Origin of the sequence: Runella salmonicolor, assembly GCF_024158025.1 — a bacterium.
In the GTDB taxonomy this organism is placed as follows: domain Bacteria; phylum Bacteroidota; class Bacteroidia; order Cytophagales; family Spirosomataceae; genus Runella; species Runella salmonicolor.
The window spans coordinates 315,829-328,859 of sequence record NZ_JAMZEL010000003.1 but is presented as its reverse complement, the minus strand read 5'-3'; the positions used below and the strand labels follow the sequence as shown (position 1 = coordinate 328,859).

The 13,031-nt window shown below is 45.8% G+C and carries 16 protein-coding genes; 13 read left to right on the top strand and 3 right to left on the bottom strand.

The window, feature by feature from the left end:
* The 13 genes from NCI00_RS10615 to NCI00_RS10555 all read left to right on the top strand — a co-directional run bounded on the left by NCI00_RS10615 (position 1) and on the right by NCI00_RS10555 (position 9,157).
* Positions 1 to 369 (top strand): NADH-quinone oxidoreductase subunit A, encoded by a 369-nt coding sequence (locus NCI00_RS10615; RefSeq protein WP_166559154.1) that lies wholly within the window; start codon positions 1 to 3, stop codon positions 367 to 369.
* A gap of 86 nt (positions 370 to 455) precedes the next feature.
* Positions 456 to 1,001 carry an NADH-quinone oxidoreductase subunit B gene (locus tag NCI00_RS10610; protein WP_114069742.1) on the top strand — a complete coding sequence of 182 codons (546 nt, stop codon included), beginning with the start codon at positions 456 to 458 and terminating at the stop codon, positions 999 to 1,001.
* 58 nt (positions 1,002 to 1,059) lie between these two features.
* Positions 1,060 to 1,560 carry an NADH-quinone oxidoreductase subunit C gene (locus tag NCI00_RS10605; RefSeq protein ID WP_253527288.1) on the top strand — a complete coding sequence of 167 codons (501 nt, stop codon included), beginning with the start codon at positions 1,060 to 1,062 and terminating at the stop codon, positions 1,558 to 1,560.
* 74 nt (positions 1,561 to 1,634) lie between these two features.
* On the top strand, positions 1,635 to 2,867 hold the full coding sequence (gene nuoD / locus NCI00_RS10600) for an NADH dehydrogenase (quinone) subunit D (protein ID WP_253527285.1): 1,233 nt from the start codon (positions 1,635 to 1,637) through the stop codon (positions 2,865 to 2,867).
* A gap of 12 nt (positions 2,868 to 2,879) precedes the next feature.
* Complete coding sequence (locus tag NCI00_RS10595; RefSeq protein WP_166559157.1) at positions 2,880 to 3,380, top strand: NADH-quinone oxidoreductase subunit NuoE family protein; 501 nt, start codon at positions 2,880 to 2,882, stop codon at positions 3,378 to 3,380.
* A 21-nt stretch (positions 3,381 to 3,401) separates the two neighbouring features.
* Positions 3,402 to 4,742 (top strand): NADH-quinone oxidoreductase subunit NuoF, encoded by a 1,341-nt coding sequence (gene nuoF, locus NCI00_RS10590; RefSeq protein WP_166559158.1) that lies wholly within the window; start codon positions 3,402 to 3,404, stop codon positions 4,740 to 4,742.
* 21 nt (positions 4,743 to 4,763) lie between these two features.
* Positions 4,764 to 5,195, top strand: coding sequence for a DUF29 family protein (locus tag NCI00_RS10585; protein ID WP_253527282.1), 432 nt, complete (start codon positions 4,764 to 4,766; stop codon positions 5,193 to 5,195).
* 5 nt (positions 5,196 to 5,200) lie between these two features.
* Positions 5,201 to 6,292, top strand: coding sequence for an NADH-quinone oxidoreductase subunit G (locus NCI00_RS10580; RefSeq protein WP_253527280.1), 1,092 nt, complete (start codon positions 5,201 to 5,203; stop codon positions 6,290 to 6,292).
* Between the two features lie 60 nt (positions 6,293 to 6,352).
* Complete coding sequence (gene nuoH / locus NCI00_RS10575) at positions 6,353 to 7,450, top strand: NADH-quinone oxidoreductase subunit NuoH (protein WP_166559160.1); 1,098 nt, start codon at positions 6,353 to 6,355, stop codon at positions 7,448 to 7,450.
* A gap of 63 nt (positions 7,451 to 7,513) precedes the next feature.
* A complete protein-coding gene (locus NCI00_RS10570; protein WP_166559161.1) occupies positions 7,514 to 8,092 on the top strand; it encodes a NuoI/complex I 23 kDa subunit family protein in 579 nt (192 codons plus the stop codon).
* 9 nt (positions 8,093 to 8,101) lie between these two features.
* Positions 8,102 to 8,368: a type II toxin-antitoxin system HicA family toxin gene (locus NCI00_RS10565; protein WP_253527278.1), complete on the top strand. Its 267-nt coding sequence runs from the start codon at positions 8,102 to 8,104 to the stop codon at positions 8,366 to 8,368.
* The gene (locus NCI00_RS10560; protein ID WP_114462534.1) at positions 8,361 to 8,576 is read left to right on the top strand and encodes a type II toxin-antitoxin system HicB family antitoxin; all 216 of its coding nucleotides are present in this window, start codon (positions 8,361 to 8,363) and stop codon (positions 8,574 to 8,576) included. The genes NCI00_RS10565 and NCI00_RS10560 overlap by 8 nt, the downstream gene beginning before the upstream one ends.
* Before the next feature lie 35 nt (positions 8,577 to 8,611).
* Positions 8,612 to 9,157, top strand: coding sequence for an NADH-quinone oxidoreductase subunit J family protein (locus NCI00_RS10555; protein ID WP_166559162.1), 546 nt, complete (start codon positions 8,612 to 8,614; stop codon positions 9,155 to 9,157).
* An 82-nt stretch (positions 9,158 to 9,239) separates the two neighbouring features.
* Here the strand turns inward: NCI00_RS10555 and NCI00_RS10550 are convergent, their stop codons facing one another.
* The 3 genes from NCI00_RS10550 to NCI00_RS10540 all read right to left on the bottom strand — a co-directional run bounded on the left by NCI00_RS10550 (position 9,240) and on the right by NCI00_RS10540 (position 12,997).
* Positions 9,240 to 10,340, bottom strand: coding sequence for a DNA alkylation repair protein (locus NCI00_RS10550; protein ID WP_253527276.1), 1,101 nt, complete (start codon positions 10,338 to 10,340; stop codon positions 9,240 to 9,242).
* Positions 10,341 to 10,424: 84 nt separating this feature from the next.
* Positions 10,425 to 12,566, bottom strand: a complete 2,142-nt coding sequence (locus tag NCI00_RS10545; protein ID WP_253527254.1) for a 3-hydroxyacyl-CoA dehydrogenase NAD-binding domain-containing protein — start codon at positions 12,564 to 12,566, stop codon at positions 10,425 to 10,427.
* Positions 12,567 to 12,607: 41 nt separating this feature from the next.
* Entirely contained in the window at positions 12,608 to 12,997 is a 390-nt protein-coding gene (locus tag NCI00_RS10540) for an endonuclease domain-containing protein (RefSeq protein WP_253527251.1), read from the bottom strand.
* Positions 12,998 to 13,031 lie beyond the last annotated feature (34 nt).

Below are 13,031 nucleotides of genomic sequence, written 5' to 3'. Positions count from 1 at the left end.
ATGAATTACTTACCCTCCGATTATCTCCCCATTTTGATTCAACTTGGTCTCGCGCTTGCTTTTATCGTGGGCACGATGCTCGTCACGCACGCCATCGGACCTAAGCGTAACAGCAAACTGAAAGATGAAGCCTTTGAGTGCGGTATTGAGTCTCAGGGAGACGCCCGCACCCCCATATCCATCAAGTATTTTTTGGTCGCCATTTTATTCGTTTTGTTTGATGTAGAGGTCATTTTTATGTACCCTTGGGCGGTCAATTTTATCAAACTCGGCAGCGATGGCTTTATAGAAATGATCCTGTTTATGGGACTGTTGCTAGCAGGTTTCTACTACATCATCCGCAAAGGAGTATTGGAGTGGGAAAAGTAAACTAAAACCATCAACAGTCCGAATTAGTTACTGAAATAAGACTTGTTTATTCAGCTCATCGGTCGGTGAAAAAACGCAAGAAAAACATGACACAAGATATTAAAATAGTAGAAGCTCCCGAAGGCTACGAAGGCTCGGGTTTCTTCGCCACCTCATTTGATAAAGTTGTAGGGTTGGCCCGCAGCCACTCGTTGTGGCCCCTGCCGTTTGCTACTTCCTGCTGCGGTATCGAGTTTATGTCAACGATGGCCTCTCGTTACGATTTGGCCCGTTTTGGGTCGGAGCGCCCGAGCTTTTCGCCGCGTCAGGCTGATATGCTGCTGGTAGCGGGAACCATCGCAAAAAAAATGGCCCCCATCCTGAAGCAGGTATATCTTCAAATGGCCGAACCTCGTTGGGTAATTGCCATCGGTGCCTGTGCATCTAGCGGTGGGATATTTGATACTTACAGTGTATTGCAGGGAATTGACCGGGTGATTCCCGTCGATGTGTACGTTCCTGGATGCCCGCCCCGTCCCGAACAAATTTTGGAAGGAATTATGCAAGTACGCGAGCTGACCCACAACGAGTCGCTTCGCCGTCGCAACGGGCCCGAATACCAAGCGTTGTTGGCCTCTTATAACATTCAGTAAAAAGTTAAACGTTATTCATTAACCGTTTAAGGGTTAGGAGTTAACATCTCAAGTAACTATGCTTACAAACCAATCTGTAGCCGAAGAAATCATCAGAAAATTTGGAGACGACGTGTTCGATTTTGAAGAGCCGTTTGGAATGCTGACCTTCAGTACAACGCGTGAACAAATTATTTCGATGTTGGAGTACTTAAAGGCGCATCCCCAATTTCAGGTAAATTTTCTCACCGACATAATGGCTATCCATTATCCTGACAAGGTTGGTCAGGAATTTTGTGTGGTCTACCATACGCATAGTTTCATTCACAACTTCCGAATCCGCATCAAAGTTTTTCTGGCTGAGGCCGATGTTCATATTCCAACGGCGACGGGCCTTTTTGCCTCTGCCAACTGGATGGAACGCGAAACCTACGATTTTTTCGGAATTTTGTTTGACGGGCACCCCAATCTAAAGCGCATTCTGAACATGGACGAAATGGATTATTTCCCAATGCGCAAAGAATATCCCCTCGAAGATCCAACGCGTGAAGATAAAATTGATGCTTTGTTTGGAAGATAACCTTTAAGACGTTTGACATTGAACATCGACGCTGGCCATCAACGTTGATTGCTCAACATCCTAAGTCCAAAAAAATGACAGAAACTGCAGTTGCCCCCAAAGATACCGCCGACCTCGCCCAAGGCGAAAAGGTACAATACGTCAACGAACTTACGACCCTTAACCTAGGCCCCACCCACCCCGCTACGCACGGTATTTTTCAGAACGTGCTAACGATGGATGGCGAAAAAATCGTGGCGGGTGAGCAAACCGTCGGGTACATCCACCGTGCATTTGAAAAAATAGCCGAGCGCCGACCGTTTTATCAGATTACCACCCTCACCGACCGCATGAATTATTGTTCCTCCCCCATCAACAACATGGGATGGCACATGACGGTCGAAAAACTCCTTAGCATTGAAGTACCCAAACGCGCCCAGTATATCCGGGTTATTATGATGGAATTGGCCCGTATCGCCGACCACATCGTTTGTAATGGTATTTTGGGCGTAGATACGGGAGCATTTACGGGCTTTTTGTACTTGTACGAAAAACGCGAAGATATTTATGAGATATACGAAGAAGTATGCGGTGCCCGCCTGACGACCAACATGGGGCGTGTGGGTGGTATGGAGCGCGATTTGAGCACGACTGCTATTCGCAAAATCAACGACTTCCTCAAAACATTTCCACCAGTTCTTAAAGAGTTTGAAAGGCTCTTTAACCGTAACCGTATTTTTATGGACCGTACCATCGGCGTGGGCGGAATTTCGGCTGAGCGAGCAATGAGCTACGGATTTACGGGGCCCAACTTGCGGGCGGCGGGCGTGGATTATGACGTGCGGGTAATGAGCCCTTATTCATCTTACGAAGATTTTGAATTTGATATTCCCGTAGGACAACACGGCGATACGTACGACCGATACATGGTTCGCAACGAAGAAATGTGGCAAAGTCTCCGCATTATTGAGCAAGCCATGAAAAACCTTCCCGAAGGGCCTTATTACGCCGACGCCCCTGAGTTCTATTTACCTCCCAAGAAGGAAGTATACCGCAGTATGGAAGCCCTCATCTATCACTTTAAAATCGTGATGGGCGAAATCGAAGCACCAGTCGGTGAAGTTTATCACGCCGTAGAAGGCGGCAACGGAGAGTTAGGTTTCTACCTCATCAGCGACGGCGGCCGTACGCCTTACCGTTTGCACTTCCGCCGTCCATGCTTTATTTATTATCAGGCTTATCCTGAAATGTGCGTTGGCAGTACCATCTCCGACGCCATTGTCACCATGAGTAGTTTAAACGTGATTGCAGGAGAGCTGGATGCTTAATTGACTTAGAAAATGACCGATACCACCACCCCCATCACTTTTACCCCTGAGCGGCTTGCCAAAGCGCAGGAAATCATCGCTCGTTATCCCGCTGGTAAACAAAAATCCGCCCTTTTACCGTTGTTGCACCTTGCCCAAGAACAATACGGTTGGGTTAGTTCCGACGTCATGGATTATGTTGCGGGTTTGCTTTCCATTTTACCGATTGAAGTATATGAAGTAGCTTCATTCTATACAATGTTTCACCTCGACCCAGTTGGCAAACACGTAATAGAATATTGCCGTACTGGGCCTTGCTGCCTGATGGGCGGAGAGGATGTGTATGGGCACTTAAAGCAAAAATTGGGCATTGATACGGGCGAAACCACTCCCGACGGCAAGTTTACGCTCAAAGAAGTGGAGTGTCTGGCCGCGTGCGGTTGGGGGCCTGTTTTTCAAATTCGTGAGAAATATTACATGAATTTGACCAACAGCAAAGTGGATGAAATAATTGAAGAATTGAGTAAAGACTAACCGATTTTCTGAATCCTAATCATGGCAGTTAAAATTCTCACCGAACATATCAACGTACCCGGTATCAACACCTTCGATGTCTATCGCAAAATGGGTGGTTATACCGCCGTTGAAAAGGCACTGAAAAAAATGACTCCCGAAGAAGTTGTGGAGGAAGTCAAAAAATCGGGCGTACGCGGTCGCGGTGGCGCAGGATTCCCGATGGGAATGAAATGGAGCTTTCTGGCCAAACCCGAAGGTGTACCCCGCTACTTAGTCTGCAACGCCGACGAGTCTGAGCCCGGAACGTTTAAAGACCATTTTTTGATGCGCGAAATTCCCCACCTTTTGATTGAGGGAATGATCGTATCTAGCTTTGCCCTTGGGGCCAACAAGTCGTTTATTTACGTGCGCGGCGAATTGATGTACGTAATTCACATTCTCGAAAAAGCCATTGCCGAAGCAAAAGCAGCGGGTTTTTTAGGAAAAAATATCCTGGGTTCGGGCTATGACCTTGAGTTGGTGGTGCAGCCCGGCGGCGGCGCTTACATTTGCGGCGAAGAAACTGCATTGTTAGAATCACTAGAAGGCAAACGCGGAAATCCACGTAATAAACCGCCATTCCCAGCCGTAAAAGGGCTTTATCAATCCCCCACCGTTGTTAATAACGTAGAATCCATTGCCAATACGCCTTGGATTGTTAACAACGGCGGCGACGCCTACGCTTCTTTGGGAATCGGACGCAGCACGGGAACCAAACTTATCTCGGCCTCTGGCCACATCAATAAACCCGGTGTGTACGAAATTCCACTGGGAATCACCGTTGAAGATTTTATTTATGCCGACGAATGGTGTGGCGGCATTCGCCCGGGGCACCACTTAAAAGCGGTGATTGCGGGGGGCTCATCAGTGCCCATTTTGCCCGCTCATCTGATTCTCAACCTAGCCAATGGCGATAAACGACTGATGACCTATGAGTCGTTGTCGGACGGTGGTTTTGCCACAGGTACCATGCTTGGCTCAGGTGGCTTTATTGCCATGGACGAAACCGCATGTGTTGTAAGAAATACATGGACCTTTGCTCGTTTTTACCACCACGAATCCTGTGGACAATGCTCGCCTTGCCGCGAAGGAACGGGTTGGATGGACAAAGTGCTCGAACGTATCGAACACGGCAAAGGAAATATGCACGACATTGATTTGTTGGTGGATGTGGCTAAAAAGATTGAAGGAAACACTATTTGTCCCCTAGGAGACGCCGCTGCGTGGCCCGTTGCCTCCGCCATTCGTCACTTCCGTGATGAGTTTGAATGGCACGTAAAGCACCCTCAAGAGGCCACTCAGCCTGGAGCCGTTTATCGCGGAGCCATGGAATTAGTGTAACCGAAGGAAACCTAGATAAACATGGAAGAGTTAGAAGCCTTACGAAAAATGGTGGAAGCGCATGATTATAGTGCGGCTTTAGCTCTGATTGATGAAATGGATGAAATGGCGAAAGATGATAAAATTGTTAAAATTCAGGCATACATCAAAATTTTATTGATTCATCTCATCAAACAAACCGCCGAAAAAAGAACCACAAAATCATGGAAACGCTCTATTGCAAATGCATTAGATGGTATTTATAGCTCAAATAAAAGACATAGGGCTAAGGGATTTTACCTTACTCCAGAGGAACTGAACGAAGCCATTGAAGACCGCTTTAATCGTTCGCTTTCTGAGGCCGCTGACGAAGCATTTGAGGGAGAATTATCCCCACAGGACTTACTGAAAACCATCGACAAAGAGGCCATTAAGAAAGAAGCCTTAGACTTAATTTTGACTTACGAACCTTAATTAATATGGAAAATACCGCACCCCAGTTGTTCAAAATTACATTCGACGGTATCGAAATCGAAGTACCGCCAGGAACAACTATCATGCAGGCTGCTCGTCAGTTAGGGCCGCACTACGCCCCCCCTGCCATGTGCTATTATGAGCCCCTCAAAGGAACAGGTGGTAAGTGCCGGGCTTGCTTGGTGAAAGTCACCGCTGGGTCAGCGAAAGACCCCCGTCCTATGCCCAAATTGGTGCCTTCGTGCATCACCACCGTTCAGGATGGCATGGTAGTCGAAAACACCACCAACGAATCCGTGCTGGAAACACGTCGCGGAATCGTGGAATTTTTATTGATTAACCACCCACTTGACTGCCCAGTGTGCGACCAAGCGGGCGAATGTCATTTGCAGGATTTTGCTTTTGAGCACGGACGCGTTACAACCCGCTACGAAGAAGAACGCCGCACGTTTGAAAAACACGACATCGGCCCCTATGTGCAGTTGCACATGACCCGCTGTATTCTGTGTTATCGTTGCGTATTTACGGCCGACCAGATTACCAATAAACGGGTGCACGGCGTAATGAATCGCGGCGACCACGCCGAAATCAGTACGTACATCGAGAAAGCCATCGACAATGATTTTTCAGGCAACGTGATTGACGTATGTCCTGTGGGCGCTTTGACCGATAAAACATATCGTTTCAAAAGCCGGGTGTGGTTCAGCAAACCCGTTGAGGCACATTGCGACTGCGAAAAATGCAGCGGAAATGTAACACTTTGGTACCGAGGAGATGAAGTAATTCGGGTAACGGCCCGCAAAAATGAATGGGGTGAAGTAAAGGAATTCATCTGCAACACCTGTCGTTTTGAACGTAAAAAAACCAGCGATTGGACGATTGAAGGCCCAACCAAAATATCGCGCCACTCGGTTATTATGGCCAATAAGTACCGCGCAGATGTAAAAAAGCCAGCGTTTGGTTTGAAAGTAGCCGAGGCCCAATACAAACAAATCGACGATTCTCGTCCGTACATTACCGATGGAACCACGATTCGGGAATTGAGTAAAGAAAATAACGCGAAAGCAAATCAGCGTTCACTCGCCGAGAATAATTAATTTTGAATTGACATTACGAGTTAGAAGAAAAGTGATTCTAACCTCCAACGTCCACTAACTATGACTATAGACGTCGCTCTTATCATTAAGGCAATTATTATATTGCTCATTTTTGGGATTACGCTCTTGATAGCGATGTACTCAACCTACGGAGAACGCAAGGTAGCGGCCTTCATGCAAGACCGTATTGGCCCCAACCGTGCAGGGCCGTTTGGTTTATTGCAACCGCTTGCCGATGCCGTCAAAATGTTTTTCAAAGAGGACTTCATCCCTTCTCAAGCCAGCAAGTGGCTTTTCATTTTAGGCCCGTGTCTTTCGATGTTGACCGCATTGATGACGAGCGCTGTTATTCCGTTTGGCGACAGTGTAAAGTATGAGTCAGCACCCGGCAAAGTATGGGATATTCCTGTGCAGGCGATTGACGTAAATATCGGTATTCTGTACGTTTTTGGCGTAGTTTCGCTGGGTGTGTACGGAATTATGGTAGGAGGCTGGGCTTCCAACAATAAATTCTCGTTGTTAGGGGCCATTCGTGCCGCATCTCAAAACATCAGCTACGAAATTTCAATGGGCTTGGCCATTATCGCCATTTTGATGATGACAGGTTCTCTTTCGATTCGCCACATTGTAGAACAACAACACGGCGGCAACTGGAATATTTTCTACCAACCGCTCGGCTTTATCATTTTTATCACCTGCGCTTTTGCGGAATGTAACCGTACTCCTTTTGACTTACCAGAGTGCGAAACCGAGTTGATTGGTGGCTATCACACCGAGTACAGCTCAATGAAATTAGGCTTTTATCTTTTTGCCGAATACATCAATATGTTCGTTTCTTCGGCCATGATTTCCAGTCTTTATTTCGGTGGTTACAACTACCCTGGGATGGATTGGGTACAGGCACAGCTGACAAGTTCGTTGGGTGAAATTGCTGGCCACAACGTGGGCACACTCATCGGGACATTGGTATTTTTTGCAAAATCACTGTTTTTCGTATTCTTTTATATGTGGGTACGCTGGACATTACCACGTTTCCGTTATGACCAATTGATGAATTTGGGCTGGAAAGCACTTATTCCGTTGGCTATGATCAATATTATTCTGACGGGAGGAGCTATTTTATTCTTGAAGCCGTTGATAGTGAGTTTCTTAAAATAAATTTCGAAGATTTGACATTGGCATTCCAACGCCAAGGAGTCCAACGTCCTAAATCATAAAGATATGCAATTAACAAATCGTTCGAAGCAAGTCAGCAACAAGCAAATGACCTTTGCTGAGCGGATTTATCTGCCCGCTATCGCTACGGGTCTGGGGATTACGATAAAACACTTTTTTCAGAAAAAAGTAACCATTCAATACCCAGAAGTGAAGCAATTTCTCGGCCCAGTCTTCCGTGGACGGCACGTATTAAAGCGTGACGAGCAAGGACGCGAGCGGTGCACCGCCTGTGGACTATGCGCCGTAGCCTGCCCTGCTGAGGCCATTTCGATGGTAGCGGCTGAGCGCGAAAAGGGAGAAGAAAAACTCTACCGCGAAGAAAAATACGCCGCCGTGTATGAAATCAACATGCTGCGCTGTATTTTCTGTGGTTTGTGCGAAGAAGCCTGTCCTAAACAAGCGATTTACCTGCGCCACGATGAGTTTGTTCCTGTATTTACCGAGCGCGACCAAGTGATTTGGGGCAAAGATTTACTCGCCGAAAACATGAACAACCGTTATCTGCGCAAAGCATGGACCAAAGAAGAAGCACGCGAGCAAGATTTGAAAGGTGTAGAGGCTGAACCAAGAACCCAACTGTAATTTTTAACATTGGGAAAACTTGAAAAGTTATTGGACAAAATCCTTCGTGGATTAGCTGACAATAACATTGATTTTGAAGAGCTTTGTAGACTGTTAGTGCGATTTGGCTTTGATGAACGTATAAGAGGGAGTCACCATATATTTTCAAAAGAAGGTGTCGAAGAAATTATTAATTTGCAACTTGGTTCTGCCGGAAAAGCAAAGGGCTACCAAGTCAAGCAAGTAAGAAGTATAATTTTAAAATACCGATTGTTAAGCCCAAAAGAAAATGAATAACCCCAAATACGAGATTATCATTTATTGGAGCCAAAATGACGAAGCTTTTATCGCTGAAGTTCCCGAGCTTCCGGGATGTATGGCAGACGGGCAAACCTACAAAGAAGCCTTAGAAAACGCTGAAATAATAATTAGTGAATGGCTCGAAACAGCCATTGAGTTGGGACGCAACATCCCCGAACCTAAAGGTAAATTAATATACGCTTAACACAAATTGGTTGACAAACCGATACTGAATTAACTATGGATTTTTCCAGCTTTTTAAATAATCTTACGCCTGCAACGGGCTTTTTTTACTTCCTGTCATTTTTGACAATCTTGACGGGTTTAATGGTGGTTTTATCCAAAAACCCCATCCACAGCGTGTTGTATCTAATTGCAACATTCTTCTGTCTATCAGGGCATTATGTGCTTTTAAACGCCCAATTTCTGGCAGCCGTCAATATTATCGTTTATGCGGGTGCCATCATGGTATTGTTCCTGTTCGTCATTATGTTCCTGAACCTCAAACAAGAAGACGAAGAATCAAAAACCAACTTGACCAAAATTGCCGCGATGGTAACGGGTGGGACGCTGTTTTTGATTTTCGTCGCTGTTTTCCGCAAGACACAATTTGGTGCTTTTAATGCGTACAGCTTCGACTCGCAAGTGGGGATGGTGGAAAGCCTCGGCGAAGTTTTATACAAAGATTATTTACTTCCTTTTGAATTGGCCTCTATTCTATTTTTAGTTGCCATGATTGGTGCCGTGATGCTCGGGCGTCGCGAAGCAGGCGACCGCCACTTCTAGGAACTGAATTTATTCAAATCAAAATCCCCCGCAGAAGTTCTACGGGGGATTTTGATTTTTAGGCTTCTCCGAAAAATACCGTCTATGCCGTTAATTCAAAAACACCCATCTCCTTTTCTTCCCCATTGATAATAATCGAAAGCTGGTGGGCTCCAGGGTAAAATTTTCGGGTAGTGATCGGCACAAACTTTTGTTTTCTTCGAATGGTTGCCCGTTCTGCTGGGGCATATTCTCGCTCACTTATTTTAAATACTTTTTTCGACAGTTGGCCATTTTGCTTTTGATAATAAACCGCATATTCCAAACGCACCGTGTGATGGCTTTCATTTTGGTTAAAAATCGAAAACGTAAACTCCAAATTTTCCCCAATGGCAATTTCAGGGGTTAAAATCGAAAAATTATCCACGTGAACCTGCTCACTCACTAAGTTACAAAGGGCCAATACGTCGCGGTGGCCTTGTTTCAGCAATGTACGGCAAGCGTGTTTAATAATGACATCTGTTTCTTTCGTTTTCCCTTTCCATCCATTGGCTACCTTCAATACCAAACTAGGGTGGTCTTTTGAAATATCATTCAAGTGATTGGCCACGCTGCGGCGAACCCATTCTGAAGGGTCATTTTTAAGATTTTCTAGTAACAATATACAGGGCGTCGGGTCTTTTTTTAGCGCAGGAATCGCCCTCGCCCAAGGCAACCGTGGTCGACTGCCTTCACTGGCCAACCGCCGTACTTTATGATTTCCGTGCAGTGACCAATTATGCATTTGATTCATCATTTTGTCGCCATATTTCAACAAAAACGGCCTGACAGCAAACTCACAACTGACAAATTGGGTCACAAATTCAATCGCTTTTACTGAATTTTCGTAGTCTTCCAATCCATAAGTTTCGATATAATCTGGGAAAAAAATGTACGCCAAACTATCTTCTTGTTCTTTATTTTGACGAATTTGAGTGATGATTTTTTCAATCAACTTAACAGCCTCACTAAATTTAATCGGTAGAAAATGATGCAGTACCCTTGTGGTATGCCTCATGCGATCTTTTAGCTCTTTTTGCTCAAATTCTGCATCAAAAATCAACGCAAGAAACCGCTGTTTGTCAAAATCGGAAATGGTTTTGGCCAGCGTTTCCGCAAATGTGTTGTAAAAATCGGGAGAGTAAATATCTTTTAATGCACTCATGGCTGTTGGTTTATCTTTACAGGAAAATACTTTATTTCACTGCAAAGATAAACCCTCACGATGACAACCCTATGGCAGTAGGTTTTAGGAAATTGCCGCCATTTCCCGTAGTTTTTGAGTGGGTCGGAAACGTTCGCCATACGTATCGGCCAAGCGGTCGAGGGTACTTACGAAGGTTTTAATGCCTACAAAATCCACAAAAGAGAGCGTACCACCCGTATAAGGTGGAAAACCCCACGCCAAAATAGAGCCTAAATCAGCATCTAATTTGGTACGAATGACTCCTTCTTCGTAGCAACGAACGGTTTCGAGCGCCTGACGATACAACAAACGCGTTTTAACTTCCTCCAGCGAAGGTTGCTGCGACGCCACGGGAAATAAGTCCGCGAGTCCCGACCAAAGCTGTTTTTGAGCGCCTTCTGGATATTCATAAAAGCCCGCCTTGGCTTTTTTACCCAAGCGTCCCATCTCCGTAAATTGCTTACCGATTTGGTAGCTCGTATCAGTGTCGGCCAATACACCGTCTTTCACCGCTTGTCCCGAGATTTTATACACTAAATCCAACGCCACTTCATCCGTCACGGCCAAGGGGCCCACGGGCATTCCTGCCAACTTGCCCGCATTTTCAATCAATACAGGGTTCACTCCATCTTTGAGCAGTTCCATGCCTTCCGACGTATAGGTTCCAAAACACCGTGAAGTATAAAATCCTCGTGAGTCGTTGACCACAATGGGCGTTTTTCTGATTTTACGGGTATAATCCACCGCTACGGCCAAGGCATAATCAGAGGTTTCTTTCCCAACAATCAACTCCACCAACATCATTTTATCAACGGGCGAAAAGAAGTGAATTCCTACAAAATTTGCCGGATTTGCCGAGGCTTTGGCCAAGCCTGTAATGGGTAAAGTAGAGGTATTAGAACCAAAAACACCACCTTCTGCCAACATGGGTTCGGCTTCTTTGGTGACGCTGGCTTTTAAGTCTCGGTTTTCAAAAACGGCCTCAATAATCAGCTCACTACCCTGTAAATCAGCCATATTGTCCGTAGGTTTGATAAGGTTCAGGATTCCTTCGGCCTTGAGGCTGTCCATTTTCCCGCGTTCGATGGCTTTTTTGAGCAACGCCCGCGAATAGTCTTTGCCTTTTTCGGCCGCTTCGAGGCTTACATCTTTCAGCACTACTTCAATGCCCGCCACCGCACTCACGTAGGCGATGCCCGCGCCCATCATTCCCGCCCCCAAAATACCGAGTTTCTTCACATCCGTCTTCGGGATATCTTTCGGACGGCTTGCTCCTTTATTGGCTTCGTTCAGGCCCAGAAACATGGTCCGAATCAAATTCCCTGCTACTTTGGAGGTGGCTACCTGCACAAAATGCCGCGATTCAATCACAATCCCACGGTCGATATTGACCAATAATCCTTCGTACACGCACGACATGATGTGTTGCGTAGACGGGTAATTCCCCTTAGATTTGTCCATCATCATGGCCGTACCCACCGTGAAGGTTTGCATTCCTACGGGGCTTAAAACCGCGCCATTTGGCACTTTATAATTGTCTTTTGCCTGAATTTTACCCGTTTTCTTATTGACTTCATCCCATGGTTTTACGGGTTTAGGATTCGAGACAATCCAAGTCTCGGCTTTTTCGAGCATTTCTTCACGCGTACCCGCAACGGCATCAACGATACCCAAACCCAGTGCTTCTTTGGGCGTCAGCTCTTTGCCTTCCAACATCAACGGCAGCGCCGCCTGCATCCCAATCATGCGGGGCAACCGCTGCGTACCGCCACCGCCGGGCAATAACCCTACTTTCACTTCTGGCAACCCTAGTTTGGTTTTAGGATTATCCAATGCCACCCGATAATGGCACGCCAGACAGATTTCCAGCCCTCCGCCCAAAGCGGTACCATTGATGGCCGCCACGACGGGTTTGCCATTGGTCTCTATTTTGCGAAAAAGTTGATTAAGCTCTACCGAGATTTTCAGGATTTCGGCAGGATTTTCGTTCTGATTCCGTAAAATCATTTTCAAATCCGCCCCAGCCACAAATTCAGGCTTGTCGGAAGTAATAATAATGCCCCGGACGTCGGCATCACTGTACGCTTTTTCCAGCGCCGCTCCGAAGGCAGGCACCGATTCATCGTTCAGGACGTTCATGGGAGAGCTAGTCATGTTCCAGCTCAGGATTGCTATGTTGTTACGGATTGTGTAGTTGATTGTCATAATGATAAAATTTAACCTCTCCCCTGCCCCTCTCCTAAAAATTAGGAGAGGGGTTCTAGTGATGCAGGCGATGTACTTTTTAAAAAACTTTTAATTCGAGTCAAAACTTGAGGTAAATTTTTTAGTACTTCCTCATTTCGAAATCTTACTACCTGAATTCCAATTCCATTAAGCGTTTCTGTGCGATAAGCATCATAGCGTTGAGCTTCAATAGAATCATGTACACTACCGTCTACTTCAATAGCTAATTTTTCCTGTGGACAGTAAAAATCCAATACAAAGTATCCGGCACTGTATTGCCGTCTAAATTTCAGGTTTTCAAATCGACGATTTCGCAAAACTTCCCATAAAGCATCTTCTGATTCTGTTTGCTCCTTTCGTAATAAACGACGAGTAACTTCCATCTGCTTAATGTTATAGATAATAGCCATGGTTTCAATTTCTCCCCTTCTCCTCGTTTTGAGG